15 protein-coding genes are annotated in these 14,588 nt (G+C 63.0%); 7 read left to right on the forward strand and 8 right to left on the reverse strand.

The genetic code is table 11. The features are described 5' to 3' along the window. Positions 1-9 precede the first annotated feature (9 nt). Entirely contained in the window at positions 10-591 is a 582-nt protein-coding gene (locus PZ897_RS08495; protein ID WP_275751661.1) for a VOC family protein, read from the reverse strand. Between the two features lie 575 nt (positions 592-1,166). On the opposite strand from PZ897_RS08495, the gene typA reads away from it, so the two are divergent. The 4 genes from typA (at position 1,167) to ppa (ending at position 5,029) form a co-directional block, all read left to right on the forward strand. Beyond that, positions 1,167-2,993: a translational GTPase TypA gene (gene typA, locus PZ897_RS08500; RefSeq protein WP_275751663.1), complete on the forward strand. Its 1,827-nt coding sequence runs from the start codon at positions 1,167-1,169 to the stop codon at positions 2,991-2,993. A gap of 1 nt (position 2,994) precedes the next feature. Further along, positions 2,995-3,642, forward strand: coding sequence for a chloramphenicol acetyltransferase (locus PZ897_RS08505; RefSeq protein ID WP_275751664.1), 648 nt, complete (start codon positions 2,995-2,997; stop codon positions 3,640-3,642). A 150-nt stretch (positions 3,643-3,792) separates the two neighbouring features. Continuing rightward, a complete protein-coding gene (locus PZ897_RS08510; RefSeq protein ID WP_275751665.1) occupies positions 3,793-4,299 on the forward strand; it encodes a GNAT family N-acetyltransferase in 507 nt (168 codons plus the stop codon). Between the two features lie 196 nt (positions 4,300-4,495). Next, positions 4,496-5,029 (forward strand): inorganic diphosphatase, encoded by a 534-nt coding sequence (gene ppa / locus PZ897_RS08515; protein WP_275751666.1) that lies wholly within the window; start codon positions 4,496-4,498, stop codon positions 5,027-5,029. Positions 5,030-5,057: 28 nt separating this feature from the next. Here the strand turns inward: ppa and PZ897_RS08520 are convergent, their stop codons facing one another. After that, the gene (locus PZ897_RS08520) at positions 5,058-5,336 is read right to left on the reverse strand and encodes a DUF167 family protein (RefSeq protein WP_343217449.1); all 279 of its coding nucleotides are present in this window, start codon (positions 5,334-5,336) and stop codon (positions 5,058-5,060) included. 29 nt (positions 5,337-5,365) lie between these two features. After that, positions 5,366-5,656, reverse strand: coding sequence for a YggT family protein (locus PZ897_RS08525; RefSeq protein ID WP_275751668.1), 291 nt, complete (start codon positions 5,654-5,656; stop codon positions 5,366-5,368). Positions 5,657-5,826: 170 nt separating this feature from the next. Here PZ897_RS08525 and PZ897_RS08530 point away from each other — a divergent pair, with 170 nt between their 5' ends. Next, complete coding sequence (locus tag PZ897_RS08530) at positions 5,827-7,116, forward strand: MFS transporter (RefSeq protein WP_275751739.1); 1,290 nt, start codon at positions 5,827-5,829, stop codon at positions 7,114-7,116. A 147-nt stretch (positions 7,117-7,263) separates the two neighbouring features. On the opposite strand, the gene PZ897_RS08535 is transcribed toward PZ897_RS08530, so the two are convergent. The 5 genes from PZ897_RS08535 to hemC all read right to left on the reverse strand — a co-directional run bounded on the left by PZ897_RS08535 (position 7,264) and on the right by hemC (position 12,922). Next, positions 7,264-7,746: a TerB family tellurite resistance protein gene (locus PZ897_RS08535; RefSeq protein ID WP_275751670.1), complete on the reverse strand. Its 483-nt coding sequence runs from the start codon at positions 7,744-7,746 to the stop codon at positions 7,264-7,266. 19 nt (positions 7,747-7,765) lie between these two features. Further along, positions 7,766-9,604, reverse strand: a complete 1,839-nt coding sequence (locus PZ897_RS08540; protein ID WP_275751672.1) for a heme biosynthesis protein HemY — start codon at positions 9,602-9,604, stop codon at positions 7,766-7,768. 10 nt (positions 9,605-9,614) lie between these two features. After that, positions 9,615-11,129, reverse strand: a complete 1,515-nt coding sequence (locus tag PZ897_RS08545; protein WP_275751674.1) for a mitofilin family membrane protein — start codon at positions 11,127-11,129, stop codon at positions 9,615-9,617. An 89-nt stretch (positions 11,130-11,218) separates the two neighbouring features. Beyond that, a complete protein-coding gene (locus PZ897_RS08550) occupies positions 11,219-11,971 on the reverse strand; it encodes a uroporphyrinogen-III synthase (protein WP_275751676.1) in 753 nt (250 codons plus the stop codon). Positions 11,972-11,992: 21 nt separating this feature from the next. Then, positions 11,993-12,922: a hydroxymethylbilane synthase gene (gene hemC / locus PZ897_RS08555; RefSeq protein ID WP_275751677.1), complete on the reverse strand. Its 930-nt coding sequence runs from the start codon at positions 12,920-12,922 to the stop codon at positions 11,993-11,995. 201 nt (positions 12,923-13,123) lie between these two features. On the opposite strand from hemC, the gene tsaD reads away from it, so the two are divergent. Continuing rightward, entirely contained in the window at positions 13,124-14,206 is a 1,083-nt protein-coding gene (tsaD, locus tag PZ897_RS08560; RefSeq protein WP_275751741.1) for a tRNA (adenosine(37)-N6)-threonylcarbamoyltransferase complex transferase subunit TsaD, read from the forward strand. Positions 14,207-14,293: 87 nt separating this feature from the next. Then, complete coding sequence (locus tag PZ897_RS08565; RefSeq protein WP_275751679.1) at positions 14,294-14,587, forward strand: YciI family protein; 294 nt, start codon at positions 14,294-14,296, stop codon at positions 14,585-14,587. Position 14,588: the final 1 nt, after the last annotated feature.

Genomic DNA, 14,588 nt, shown 5'->3' on the forward strand with positions numbered 1-14,588 from the left:
CCACAGCGCCTAATAGGCCGCCTTCGGCGACCGGTCCTCCGACAGCGATTGTTGCGATCTTCTGACAATCGTTTCAATCGCGTCGGCCAGATGAAGCTCGGTGATGTTGTGATCGTCCCTTGCCACTCTGAGCCTGTGGGCCTCCAGCAGCACGTCGGCATGTGACGCGCCGGCCGGCGGCTCGAAGCGATAGGCAGCAAGCTCGACCAGAAAGCCCAGCGGATCGGTGAAATAGATCGAATCCATGAATCCGCGGTCCTTGACGCCACTGTGTTTGATGCCGCGTTCGTCGAGCCGCTCGACGGCCTGGGAGAAGGTGGCTTTCGACACATTGATGGCAAGGTGGTGCACCGCGCCTGGCGCGGTTGACGTGCGCTTGCGGTCAGGCGTGCGGCTTTCATCGGTGAAAATCGTAATCAGCCGTCCATCGCCGGGATCGAAGTAGAGATGGCTTTCCGAGGCATTGTCGAGATTGGGCTGTTCGAAAATGAACGGCATGCCGAGCACGCCTTCCCAGAAATCTATGGAGGTCTGCCGGTCCGCCCCGACCAGGGTAATGTGATGGATCCCCTGTGCCTGCAATTTTCGCATGTTGATCTCCCGCGGTTTTTCATCTGCTCTTTCAATACCGCATCCGCCAGAGCGGCAAAATCGACGGCAGGTCTTGCCGGCATGCCCAAATCCGTTGCGCGCCGCAAGGGCGCTCCGGCCGTGCGCCAGGATACGGCAGGACTTGCCAGGACAGGATCCTGGAAATCGCCGACCTTCCGCACTATATCAGGGCACAAGGGTATGGCACAGCCAGACGTGCCTTACGTGGCCGCGCCGGAGCCACCTTGCCGCCTAGTGTGGGTTTGGGTTTCCCATCGAAGACGGCGAGGCAGCATCCGAACGCCTGACAATCCGTCTGGCGCTCCAAGACGGACAACCACTCCGGCCCGTCGCGCTGGAGTCGGTCTGAGCCCTAAAGTTATGTATTCCGTACCCGGAACGAAGCAATCAAGACGGCCACTCTGCGGCCCTCATCACCAACCCGGCGTCTTCGAAGAAGCAGCCTCTTTCGCAACCGCAAAAAACCCTGTATAAGCCGCTCAAATCCCGGCATCAGCCGGCTGGCGCCGGATTCTGGTCCGGCGTTTTGTATTCTCCAAAATGAGACCTGATCTATGTCCCTGCGCAATATTGCGATTATCGCCCACGTTGACCATGGTAAAACCACGCTCGTTGACGAACTGCTGAAACAATCCGGTATTTACCGCGAGAATGAACGCGTTCAGGAACGCGCGATGGATTCGGGTGACATCGAAAAAGAACGTGGCATCACCATTCTCGCCAAGGCGACATCGGTCGATTGGAAGGGATCGCGCATCAACATCGTCGATACCCCTGGCCACGCCGATTTCGGCGGCGAGGTCGAGCGTATTCTGTCGATGGTCGATGGCGCCATCGTTCTTGTCGATGCTGCCGAAGGCCCCATGCCGCAGACCAAATTCGTGGTTGGCAAGGCGCTGAAGGTCGGACTCCGGCCGATTGTGGCGATCAACAAGATCGACCGCCCCGACGCCCGCGTCGATGAAGTCATCAACGAGGTTTTCGACCTGTTTGCAGCCCTCGACGCCACCGATGAACAGCTTGATTTTCCGATCCTTTACGGCTCGGGCCGCAATGGCTGGATGGCCGCCACTCCCGACCGCCCCGAAGATGGGGGAACGCTTGGACCGCTGTTCGACCTGGTTCTCGATCACGTTCCCGCGCCCACGGTTGCCGATGGCCCGTTCCGGATGATCGGCACCATTCTCGAAGCCAATCCGTTTCTCGGTCGCATCATCACCGGCCGCGTCCATTCCGGTACGGTCAAGGCCAACCAGCAGGTCAAGGTTCTGCATGGCGACGGCTCTCTGGTCGAGACCGGACGCGTTTCCAAGATTCTGGCCTTCCGCGGCCTCGAGCGCCAGCCGGTTGAAGAGGCTCATGCCGGCGATATCATTGCCATCGCCGGCCTTTCCAAGGGCACTGTCGCCGACACATTCTGCGACCCGTCGGTGTCCGAGCCGCTTCACGCCCAGCCGATTGATCCGCCGACCGTGACCATGAGTTTCATGGTCAATGATTCGCCGCTGGCCGGCACCGAAGGCACCAAGGTGACCAGCCGCGTCATCCGCGACCGGCTGCTGCGCGAGGCCGAAGGCAACGTCGCATTGAAGATCGAGGAATCGAGCACCAAGGATTCGTTCTACGTCTCGGGCCGGGGCGAATTGCAATTGGCCGTGCTGATCGAGACCATGCGCCGCGAGGGGTTTGAACTGGCCGTGTCGCGTCCGCGCGTGGTCATGCACAAGGACGAAAACGACCAGTTGCTGGAGCCGGTCGAGGAAGTCGTCATCGACGTCGACGAAGAGCATTCCGGCATCGTTGTGCAGAAGATGGCGGAACGCAAGGCCGAGATGACTGAGCTGCGCCCCTCGGGCGGCAACCGTCAGCGGCTGGTGTTTCACGCGCCGACACGTGGCCTGATCGGCTACCAGTCGGAGCTGTTGACCGATTCCCGTGGTACTGCCGTCATGAACCGGTTGTTCCATGAGTATCAGCCCTACAAGGGTGACATCGCGGGCCGGACCAATGGCGTGCTGCTGTCCAACATGGCGGGTGAAGCCGTTGCCTATGCCATGTTCAACCTGGAAAGCCGCGGACCGATGATCATCGAGCCCGGCGACAAGGTCTACATGGGCATGATCATCGGCATCCACACCCGTGACAACGATCTTGAAGTCAATGTGCTCAAGGCCAAGCAGCTCAGCAACATCCGTGCCGCCGGCAAGGATGAAGCGATCAAGCTGACCACGCCGATCCGGATGACGCTCGACCGGTCGCTGTCCTGGATTCAGGATGATGAGCTGATGGAAGTGACGCCGAAATCGATCCGTCTGCGCAAGCGTTATCTCGACGCAACCGATCGCAAGCGGCTTGGAAAAGCCGGCGCCAGCGCGGCCTGATATGACAGACGCGCGCGAAATCGATCTCGAAACCTGGTCGCGGTCCGGGCAGTTCAAGCTGTTTAGGACCTATCAGCGGCCGCATTTCGCGACCACAGCGCGCGTCGACGTCACTGCCCTGATGACCCAAGGCAAGCCTGCCGGCGTGTCTCCCTACCGGGCTTTCATCCACGCCATCGGCGCCGGCGTTCATGCCGTTCCGGCGCTGAAGATGCGATTTGCCGGTGACCGGGTGCTGGAATACCGCACGATTTCGCTGTCAGCCACGGTGCCACGCCCCGGCGATACCTTTGGCTATGCCTATATCCCCTATATCGAGGACTGGGCCCGGTTCGATGAAAGCTGCAAGGCGATCATTGAAGAGACCGCCAAGGGCGCTGATCTGGGCGCCAACACCGGCGAGCGCTTCGACCTGGCCTATCTTTCCTGCCTGCCCTGGCTGGATTTCACCGCCCTAGACAATGCGCTGCCGGGGCCGGATGATTGCATTCCGCGCTTTTCCTGGGGCAAATTCGTGCAGGGTGCTGATGGCCGCTGGAGCTGCGCCGTCGCCGTCCAGGTGCACCATGCCCTTGTTGACGGGCTGCAGGTCGGCCAGTTTTTTGACGCCGCCCAGTCCAGCCTCAACCGGTTTCCTGTTTCCGCCTGACCGGCGCCAGGAAACGCGGTTGCTCTTGCATATTTCCTTAACAAAAGGTTAACTCATCAAATGCCGTCCACAGAACAATGCTGTGGGCAGACGCCGGAGGATGGCAATCCGAGCCTTCTTCGGGTGATTCCCAAGCGGTAGAATGAGCGCATGAGCACGTTAACAATCGACATACGGCATGCCGAACCCGAGGATGCGAAAGCCATTGCGGCAACGCATCGTGCGGCCTGGAGCCATACCTATGCCGGTATTCTGCCCTACAAGTCGCTGCGGCATATGCTGGAACGCCGCAACATCGACTGGTGGCGCCGTGCCATTCGCGGCTCCACCTCCATTCTTGTGCTTGATGTCGGCGGCACGGTCGCCGGCTACGCCACGCTTGGCCTGAACCGGGCCCGGTCGCTGCCGCAAGAGGGCGAGATCTACGAACTCTATCTCAAACCGGAATTCCAGGGCGTCGGGCTGGGCAAACGTCTGTTCACCGCGGCGCGGCAATTGCTGGAATCGCTCGGCTGCCAGGGCGTCGTGGTCTGGTGTCTCGAGGACAATCATCCCGCCATCGATTTCTACCGCTTTCAAGGCGGCAACGATGTGGCCGAGGGGCATGAAACCTTTGACGGCAAGACACTCAAGAAACTTGCTTTTATCTGGGCCTGACGAATAATTTCGACCTGTCAGGCCGAAAGTCTGGTTGCAGATTGCCGGCTTTGGCTTTAATTCCGGAGCCGCATGATGCAGAGCGCCGTCAGCGGATGGCGCAAGACTGCATCGCACCCTGAATTGACGCATCGCCGTTCCGCCCGAGCCTCCCACTCGGGCGCCGCATGCAAAACCTATCCGCATTGGAGCAATCATGCGCATCGACGCCATCGCCATCGGCGAGAACCCGCCCCACGACGTCAACGTGCTCATCGAAGTGCCGGTCGGCGGTCACCCGATCAAGTACGAGATGGACAAGGACGCGGGAACTCTGATCGTGGACCGTTTCCTCTACACCGCGATGACCTATCCGGGAAATTACGGCTTCGTGCCGCATACGCTGTCAGACGATGGCGACCCGATCGACGTTCTGGTTTGCAACACAAGGCCGCTGATTCCGGGCTGTGTCATCAATGTCCGCCCGATTGGCGTGCTGATCATGGAAGACAATGCCGGACAGGATGAAAAAATCATCGCCGTGCCGTCACCTCATCTGACCCAGCGCTATGCCGGGGTTACCGATTACACCGACATGCCGGACATCACACTTCAGCAGATCGAGCATTTTTTCGAACACTACAAGGATCTCGAACCGGGCAAGTGGGTCAAGATCGGCGGCTGGCGCGATGCCGATACCGCACGAGGATTGATCCTCGAAGCCATCGAGCGCGCCAAGGCCAAGGGCTGAGCCACCGCACCGATGTGGCATCGCCGGATTAGTCAGACAGCCCCTTGAGGCCGGTGACAAGATCATCCGGATCGCCTGCGATCCTGATGATCTTGGAGCGGCTTTTCTCCCCGGAAATTACCGACACGGCGGATTTGCCGATTTTCAGCCGTTTGGCGATCAGATTTTCGATCGCGCGATTGGCCTTGTTGTTCTCGGCCACCGCCCGAACCCGGGCCTTGAGGCGGGTTACCCCCGCCGCATCCGTGACCGGCCCGTCAAATCCGTCCATGGACGCGGCAGGCGTCAACCTGACTGCCAGGTCCACGGCCTTGGTGCGGAGTGTGTACCAGTTGCTCAGTAGAACATCGGCGCGACCGAGGTCGCGAGGAATGTGCGGACGAAAAAGATCGCGATCAACAGCACGATCGGCGAGATATCGAGCCCGCCCAGATTGGGCATGATCTGCCGGATTGGCCGCAGCGCCGGTTCGGTCGCCTTGTGCAGAAACTCACCGATCATGCCGACGAACTGATTGTTCGAATTGACCACATTGAAAGCATACAGCCAGGAGAATATGGCACTGCCGATGATGATCCAGGTGTAAAGACCCAGCACCAGGTCGATGGTTTGAAAGACTGCGATCATGAAATACTCCGGGTGTTCCTAGCGTGAAAGGACATGTAGACACTCCGGGCGCGGGCGGCAAGAGTAGGCGCCGATCTTCCCAATGTCAGGGTATAGGCGGACAGGCTTGACGCCCACACGGGCTGGCGCGATCCGGACACTCATGCAATAGCTCATGGCGGACCAACCGGATCAACATCATGCACGCTTCTGCGCCGGCGGATGACCGCTATGCCGCTTTTCGCCACAGCGCCTTCAGCTTCTATTTCGTTGCGCGTTTTCTTTCCACCTTCGGCATGCAGATCATCAGCGTATCTGTCGGCTGGCAGATCTACGATCTGACCCGCGATCCGTTTGATCTCGGCCTTGTCGGCCTGATCCAGTTCCTTCCGGCGCTGGTGCTGATCCTGTTCACCGGTGCCGCTGCCGACCGCTTTGGCCGTCGCAACATCATGCTGGTCTGCGAGATCATCATCGGCGTCTCCGCCCTGGCGCTGGTCTATTTCGCCTGGCACGGCCTGACTTCTGTCCTGCCGATATTCTCTGTGTTGCTGGTGATCGGCATCGCGCGGGCGTTCTTTTCGCCGGCCTCGCAATCGCTGGCACCCAATCTCGTGCCTGCGCGCGACCTGCCCAATGCCATCGCCTGGAATTCGACGTCCTGGCAAACCGCCACGATCGTCGGTCCGGTTGCCGGGGGTCTGCTTTACGGTCTGGGCGCAACGGTGCCCTATGTCACCGCGGTGGGTTTCTTTGTCGCCGCGATCATCGCCCTCTCGCTGGTGCCCCCGCCACTGACGCGGTCGCGGGAACAGGCCCAGAGCTGGAAGACACTGGTTGCCGGCTTCAGTTATGTCCGCCACCAGAAGGTGGTTCTCGGTGCCATATCGCTGGACATGTTTGCCGTGCTGCTCGGCGGTGCTGTGGCCTTGATGCCGGTGTTTGCCCGCGACGTGCTCGAGCTCGGTCCCTGGGGCCTTGGGTTCTTGCGCGCAAGCCCGGGCATCGGCGCCATTGGCATGGCGATGTATCTGGCCTCCAGGCCGCTTCGCCGTGACGCGGGCCGGAAGATGTTCATCGCTGTCGGCGCTTTCGGTGCAGCGACGGTGATCTTCGGCCTGTCGACATCGCTGCCGCTGACCATGGGGGCACTGATCATCATGGGCGCGGCCGACATGATCTCGGTCTATGTCCGCCAGAGCCTTGTGCAATTGTGGACACCCGACGAGTTGCGCGGCCGGGTCAGCGCCGTCAACATGGTCTTTATCGGCGCCTCCAACGAGCTTGGCGAATTCCGCGCCGGCGTCATGGCGTCGCTGCTAGGCCCGGTCGCAGCGGTCGTGATCGGCGGCGCCGGAACACTTGCGGTTGCCGTAGGCTGGAGCCTGGGATTCCCGCAATTGCGCCAGATCCAGACGCTGGACAAGGCCGCCGAGGACACCCGGACAGCGCTGCGTCCGAAGGCGGTCAAACCCGACTGACGGCGCCTGCCGCCACGGCGATATGCCAAGTTGCAAAGGCAGAAACCTGTCTTCTGACCTCAGCCGGGCCGGTTCCGGCGGGCCCGGTGCCGGGCATCGGGCTGCACAAACCGGCAGGCCGGCTGCGTCCGCGACGCCGGCGGGAAATCAGTCCGCGTCACCAGCCTCACCGTCGTCGAGACCCGCCGACGCCAGCGCGCGCTGGCGCGCCAGCACCCGCTCGCGGCCCGAGACCCCCATCAAATCGGCGATGCGCCAGACCACATGATCCTCGAGTTCGTGCCGGTGGCCATCGGCATAGGCCAAATTCCACAGCAACTCGATGAAATGGGTCTTGGCCTCAGGCTCCAGCGAACGGTTGAGAACGCTGGTAAAGGCATAAAGATCGACGGCTTCACGGTCCGCCTTCTCTCCGGCTTCCACGAGCCGTTGCATCTCCGCGCCATTGACCCCGTATTCCTCGGCGATGACCGATCTGAGCATTTCAGTCTCTTCCCGGTCGATCACTCCGTCGGCGCCAATGACGTGGAAAAACAGCGCGACGGCAGCAACATCGGCATTGCCGGCGTCAGGCGCAGCTTCCGCATCGCCACGCAGATCACGCAGGAATGTGCGCAGTTGATCAAGCATTCATTCTCCTCTCCAACACTCAGAACAGCCGGAAACGGCCGGGCTTGTCCGGCTCGGAATCGATCTCTATGCCTGGGTCATCGGGGCGATGGGCCAGAAAGGCTGTTTCCCTGGCCCGCGCTTCCGCTTCCGGATCAGCCACGGCGTCACCGCGGGCTTTGGGCGGTGTATGGGTCTTAGCTGCCGGCCTGGCAGGCTTGGCAGGCGGAGCCGCGGCCGCCTGGCTCTGATCCGTCTTCGGCTTGCCGGCAGCAGGTTTGCCGGCAGCAGATTTGACGGAGTCTTTCGCAACCTCCACCGGTTCGGGGTCGCGACTCTCGACCCGAGCCGCCTTCGGCTGCGGACCGGTGTCGGCCGTCAGATTGCCGTCGATGACCGGCGTGGCCTTGACCTCCGAATCAGGCTCTCCGGCCGCGTCCGCGTCCGGTTCCATCGCATCAGCCAGAGGATCGGCGATTTCGGCGGGCGCAGGAGGAGCCGCCGCCTCTGCTTTCCGCACCGGCGGCAGACTGGCCATCGCCCGGTCGAAAGCTTCGGCCGGTGGCTGGTTGTCGAGGCTCGGACCGGCAAGCTGCTCGACCGGAACCTTCCATTCAAAGGCGTCAAGCTTGCCAGACACCGGCGAGACCGGCTCCCAGGTTTCGGACACGTAGCCGTCCGCTGTCCAGGCCGGATCGCGCGGCGCCCGCACCGCCTGGCTCAACCAGTGCCGCACACGGCCCTGATCACCGGTCTCGGCTTCCTCGATGTCGGCAAGCAGCAGAAAGATCCCTTCACACGGCTGCAATCTCGCTGACGCTTCCGCCTTTTCCCGGGCAAGGTCGAATCGCCGGGCGTCCAGCGCCGCCCGGGCGACCGCATCATAGGATTGGGCGTGGATCGGCCGGAGCTTTTCAAGCCGCTCGGCCCGCTTGAGGCGGTCCCCGGCGGTGTCGCCGATCCGGGCATGCACATAGGCTTCGGCAATGTCGGGATGCGGATCGGCCTTCCACGCGGATTCGAGGATTCTGGCAGCCTTGCGCAGATTGTCCTGTCGAAGCAGCGCTTTGGCGGCGACAAGCACGGCCGGTGGGAAAGCTGGCGCCAGTTTCAGCGCCGTCAGCGCGTCATCGCGGGCATGAGCCGGATCACTGTCGACGGTTTCCCGCGCACGGGCCGTCAAGAGCACGGCCTTGGCCCGGTTTGCCGATGCCGCTTCGATGGTGCCCGCCTGACGCTGGCGATCGAGCAGCTTGAGTGCCTCGTCCCACTTGCCTTCGCGCGTCCGGTAGGACAGCGCCGCGGTGCCGGCCCAGGGAAGATGCGGCGCCTGTTCGGCAGCGCTCTCGGCATAATGCTGCGCTGCCTCGTCGGCGCCCTGACGCTGGGCCTCGAGATAGAGACCGCGCAACCCCAGCAGTTTGGTTTCCGGATCCTCTGCCATCGCTTCGAACAGCTTGCGCGCTTCCTCGTGACGGCCTTCGATCAGGGCTGCCTGAACATCGAGAAGATGGATCAGCGGTTCCTGGTCCGCCTTCAGCAGCCCCTTGGTCCGCTTGTTCATCTTTCGCGCCATCGCCGCGTCGCCCGAGCCGGCGGCCAGAAGTCCGGTGGACAGCGCCTGATAGCCGCGATCGCGCTTGTTGGCGCGGAAATAGCGGCTCACCGTGCGCGGCGACAGCATGATGGTGCGCACCAGCCACCAGCTGATCATGATGGCCGCGATCAGCGACACGATGACCGTGACTGCCGTCATCAGCGACATCTCGATCTGCCGATTCTGCCAGACAATGGAGAGATCGCCGGGGCGATCGGCGAGCCACGCAAACCCGAAGCCCAAAACCAGAACCAGGATTACAAAAATTAACAACCGGATCATGAGTGAACTCCTAGTTTGCCGGGGCTTCGGGCGGGGCGGGCGAAGCGGCAGCAGGTCCGGGCGGAGCCACAGCCGCGGCAATCAGCTTCTCGGCGCGGGCGCGAGCCGCCAGTGCCTCGCCGAACCCGGCCGTGGCCGCACGCGACGCTTCAGGCAGCGCGTTCCATTCGGCCACCGCGGCATCGATATCGCCATTCAGCAGGCGGGTTTCCGCCCGCGCGGCGATCGCTTCGGCGCTGTCGCCCTCGACATCGCCGACCTTGCGCACCTTGACCACCGACATCGCGCTCGACATCAGCCGATCGACTAGCCCGGCTTGCGGATCCACCGGTTCCGCCGCGGCAATCGCGGTGGCCGCCGCATCGGAAAACCCTGCGACCAGGTCCGACCGGCTGGGGACGCCGCGGGCGGCCATATCGCGCAATTCGGCCACAGCCGGATCGTCCGGCGCCACGGAAGCGAATGCTTCAAGTTCGGTCATGAACGACCCGCCCCGGTCAATCGCCGATTTGAGGCCTGACGCAGCAATCGCCCGGGCCAGATCGATCTGCCGCGACGGCGCCTCGATCTGCTGCATGAGCTGTTGCTGGACAGTGTCGAGATCTGCGACTTGACCGGAAACCGCTTCAAGATCGGCGCGCAATTCGCCGGCCGATGCCTCAAGCCCTGCCTGGGCGGCACGCATGGCATTCAGATCGGTTGTGATCGCCGGATCAATCGCCGCACCCGTGCCCGCGTCACCGATTTCGGCAATCCTGGCCTCGAGGCCGGCAATCCGCTCGCTGAGCTGATCCAGCACGGCCCGATCTGCGCCAGCCTCGCCGGTACCGGCGGCGGAAAGGCTGCTTTCAAGCGCGTCGATCCGGGCGGTCAGCTCTGCCGGGATCTCCGCGCCACCGGTCTGGGTAAAGCCTGTCACCTGGCTCGCAAGCGTTTGGACATCGCCCGAGATCGCATCGACTTTTGCCGTCAGCACATCAACCTCGCCACCGCCGCTCGCTGGGGCCGGCAAAATGCCGCCCGCTTGCAGGGCGTAGCCGCCGCCAAGCGCAATCACGGCGCCAATCACACCGGCTGCCACCATGCCGACACCGTTGCCAGTCTTCCTCTCGGGCCCGGTGAGCCTGCTGCGCGGCGCCGCACCAGCCGTGGCCGGCGCGGCATCGGGCCGCCTGGTTTTCGGATCCGGCGTTTTGGTCTCGTCCGCGACCGAAGCTGATGTCGGCTCGGCTGTGGATGTGGCATCGCCAGCAGCCTTTGCCTGCATCGCTGCCGTGCCGTCGTCGCCTTTGGCCGCCGGACCGGCCTTGCCGCCGGCGCTCTTGCCAGGCGCCGCCGTGCCCGCAGCCCTGGCGCCCGCAGCTTTCGAAGGGCCAGCAGAGTCCGCCGATGCCTTGACCGCCGGTCCCGTCGCTGATGATTTGGGTTTCAGATCTTCGCTCTTCGGCGTCACATCCGTCGCATCGAGATCGATGACCACCGGTTTGGACGGCTTGGAGTGTCGAGGGGTAGGGCCCTTGCTCATGGTGTTTCCTGCTTCATCTGGTTTGGGCGTGACGAGTTGGCGCACCGATACTGTCTAGTACGCGCAATCGGCGCAGCCGTTCCCTCAAATCAGCGCAATGCGGCCAGGCATGCAAGCAGGCTGCCCTCGTTCGGCGAGTCCGAAACGCTCGCCCGACCCTGCCAATCATCGGGCAATTCGGCGGAAATTGCGGCGGAAAGGCAGACAAACCGGGTCGATAGCAGCCGTTTTTGCAGGTCTTCAGCTTCGCAAATCGCACGGAATCGCCGCGCCGCATTGGCCGAATAGAACAGAATTGCACCCGGAGCAGGCGACAAAAAGTCTGAAACTAGAATGTCAGTTGAATAACTGATTTCATTCATTTGGTAGCATTCAAGCACCGAAAACGATCGCCTCGCCGAGGCAAGCGCCGCCTCGATCACCGGTCTGCGCGGCACGCCTGCCAAATAGACCATAGCCGTGGCAGTGCCCGCGGTGTCGGCCACGCCGCTCCCCGCTCCGGCAGACTGTGACCGGTGGATGAGGGCGTGCGCCAGAGCCCGGGCTGAACCGCCGCCTTCATGAACCATCATGAAACCGGCCTCCCGCGCGGCTTGTGCCGTGGCGGGTCCCACCGCGTGCACCGGCGTCTTCCGCAGCTCTGGCGGCAGCTCCTGAGCGCTCTTGAACATGGCAAAGGCCCGGCCGCTGGTGGCGATCAGCCCGCCGATGGAGCCGACCGGCGGCAAATCATCAGGCGTTGCAGTCAACCGCATGGCAAACAACGGCATCCGAACCGGATCATACCCCGATCTTGCCAGCCGCTCGGCCGTGCGCTGGCCGCCCGGTTCCGGCCGCGTCACCACAACCCGCACCGGTCTGCCTCAGACCCAACTGTCGAAAAAGCTGGCGCCGGCCCGGCCACGCACCTCGGCGCCGGCTTCTGCCCCGAGCGCGGATGCCTCGCTGACCGCACCGCTTGCGCGGGTTTCATGCCACACTGTTCCATCCGGGGTCAGGATCAGCCCATAAAACGACACTCTGTCCCCGGAAATCGTCGCATGCGCGGCGATTGGCGTTCTGCAGGAGCCGTCAAGCGCACCCAGAAACGCCCGCTCGCACATCAGCGCGGCGTGCGTGGCGGGATGGTTGATCGGGGCCAGCAACTCGGCGGTATGCGCGTCATCCAGCCGCGCCTCGATGCAAATCGCACCCTGTCCTGGCGCGGGCGGAAAGCGCTCGGGATCGAGAAGCTCGGTGATCACCTCGGTGTAGCCGAGCCGCTTGAGACCGGCATGGGCAAGCAGCGTCGCGTCGGCTACGCCCTCGTCGAGCTTGCGCAATCGTGTTTCCACCTGACCCCGGAAAATGATCACCGAGATATCCGGCCGCAGCCGCCGAATCAGGGCCTGACGTCTGAGTGAAGACGACCCGACGACCGCATTGCGTGGCAGATCCTCAAGCCGCGGCCCTGCGCGGCCGATGAAGGCGTCGCGGATATCCTCGCGCTCGAGAAACGCCACCAGCCCCAACCCATCGGGCAGAACCGACGGCATGTCCTTGGACGAATGCACCGCCAGATCCAGCCGTCCGTCGCTCAATTGCTCTTCGATTTCCTCGGTGAACAGCCCCTTGCCGCCGATGTCGGACAGCGCCCGGTCAGTGATCCGGTCACCCTTGGTCGACAGCACGACGATCTCGAAGGCTTCTTCCGGCAGGTTATGCGCCGCCATCAGCCGGTCGCGTGTTTCAGATGCCTGCGCCAGTGCGAGCCGACTGCCGCGGGTTCCGATACGGTAAGGTTTCATTTGCAAGACTTCCGATCCGTTGTTACCGACAGACAGGTACCGGGATCATCTCCCGAGCGCAACATTTGGACTGAGGCATGGCGGGCTCAGGTGGAAACACCGAAACGATAACCCACATGTATGGTTTCAAGTCGCCATTGCCCATGCGTCCGGCCGGATGCGCGGGCGATGGCGCTTTCTCACGGGACAAGCACGGGCATCGGCGGCATGGACATTCTGGGAATTGAAACGAGCTGCGACGAAACCGCCGCATCGGTTGTCCGCCGCCATGCCGACGGCAGCGGCGAGATCCTCTCCGACGTGGTGTTGAGCCAGCTTGACCTGCATGCAGCCTTTGGTGGGGTGGTGCCCGAGCTTGCCGCCCGCTCGCACGTCACCACGCTCGACCGGCTGGTCATCCAGGCGCTCGACGAAAGCGGCGTGGCGCTCGATCAGATCGATGCAGTGGCGGTCACCTCCGGCCCGGGCCTGATCGGCGGCCTGATGGTCGGGCTGATGACCGGCAAGGCCATCGCCATGGCCGCAAACAAGCCCTTCATCGGCATCAACCATCTCGAAGGCCACGCCCTGACTGCGCGGCTGACCCATGCGGTCCCATTTCCCTATTTGCTGCTGCTGGTCTCTGGCGGCCACACCCAGATCGTGCTGGTCAAGGGCGTCAACGAGTACGAGCGCTGGGGCACCACCATTGACGACGCGCTCGGCGAGGCCTTCGACAAGACCGCGAAACTGCTGGGGCTGGGCTATCCCGGCGGCCCGGCGGTGGAGCAGGCAGCGCTCGAAGGCGAGCCCAGGCGCTTCCGCCTGCCGGTGCCGATGCGGCGCGATCCACGGCTGGATTTTTCCTTTTCCGGCCTCAAGACCGCCGTGCGGCAATTGGCCGAGGCGCAGGCGCCGCTGTCGCAGCAGACCATTTCCGATCTGTGCCTGGCGTTCGAGACATCGGTCACCTCCAGTCTTGATGACCGCATCTCGATGGCCATGCAGCGGTTTTCCGAGCGGTTCGGAACCGGATCAGGACCGGCGCTGGTGGTAGCGGGCGGTGTCGCCGCCAACAGGGCAATCCGGGCCACGCTGGAAAGCCGCGCCGCAAAGGCCGGTTTCCGTTTCATCGCACCGCCGCTCAATCTGTGCACCGACAACGCCGCCATGATCGCCTGGGCAGGCGCCGAGCGTCTGGCTGCCGGACTGGCTGCCGACGCGTTGACTCTCGCCCCCCGCTCCCGGTGGCCGCTCGATCAGACCGCCGCGGCGGTGATCGGTCATGGCAAACGCGGCGCGAAGGCCTGATCAAGGATTGAAACCCGGTGCCGCGCAGGGCATAGAAGGCCCGACCCGCCGCGAAACACCGATAACCCCCTTCCTGATGGAGATTTCATGTTTTACGCCCTGATGTGCAAAGACAAGCCCGGCTCGCTCGACCTGCGGATGGCGACCCGGCCGCCCCATGTCGAGTATCTCAAAAGCATGGAAGCCAAGGGCGTGCTGAAAATGGCGGGTCCGCTGCTGGGTGACGATGAAAAGCCGATCGGCAGCCTGTTGATCATTGCAGCCGCCGACAGGCAGGAAGCTGAAGCCTTTGCTGCGGGTGACCCCTATGCAATCGCCGGCCTGTTTGCCTCAACCGAGATCCGCGCCTTCAACTGGACCTTCGGAAACCCGGAGTCGTAAC

This window comes from Hoeflea sp. YIM 152468 (assembly GCF_029210485.1).
In the GTDB taxonomy this organism is placed as follows: Bacteria; Pseudomonadota; Alphaproteobacteria; order Rhizobiales; family Rhizobiaceae; genus Hoeflea.

Coding starts and splice junctions, on each gene's coding strand:
- PZ897_RS08495 (WP_275751661.1), bottom strand. CDS start 591: ATGCGAAAATTGCAGGCACAGGGGATCCATCACATTACCCTGGTCGGG.
- typA (WP_275751663.1), top strand. CDS start 1,167: ATGTCCCTGCGCAATATTGCGATTATCGCCCACGTTGACCATGGTAAA.
- PZ897_RS08505 (WP_275751664.1), top strand. CDS start 2,995: ATGACAGACGCGCGCGAAATCGATCTCGAAACCTGGTCGCGGTCCGGG.
- PZ897_RS08510 (WP_275751665.1), top strand. CDS start 3,793: ATGAGCACGTTAACAATCGACATACGGCATGCCGAACCCGAGGATGCG.
- ppa (WP_275751666.1), top strand. CDS start 4,496: ATGCGCATCGACGCCATCGCCATCGGCGAGAACCCGCCCCACGACGTC.
- PZ897_RS08525 (WP_275751668.1), bottom strand. CDS start 5,656: ATGATCGCAGTCTTTCAAACCATCGACCTGGTGCTGGGTCTTTACACC.
- PZ897_RS08535 (WP_275751670.1), bottom strand. CDS start 7,746: ATGCTTGATCAACTGCGCACATTCCTGCGTGATCTGCGTGGCGATGCG.
- PZ897_RS08540 (WP_275751672.1), bottom strand. CDS start 9,604: ATGATCCGGTTGTTAATTTTTGTAATCCTGGTTCTGGTTTTGGGCTTC.
- PZ897_RS08545 (WP_275751674.1), bottom strand. CDS start 11,129: ATGAGCAAGGGCCCTACCCCTCGACACTCCAAGCCGTCCAAACCGGTG.
- tsaD (WP_275751741.1), top strand. CDS start 13,124: ATGGACATTCTGGGAATTGAAACGAGCTGCGACGAAACCGCCGCATCG.
- PZ897_RS08565 (WP_275751679.1), top strand. CDS start 14,294: ATGTTTTACGCCCTGATGTGCAAAGACAAGCCCGGCTCGCTCGACCTG.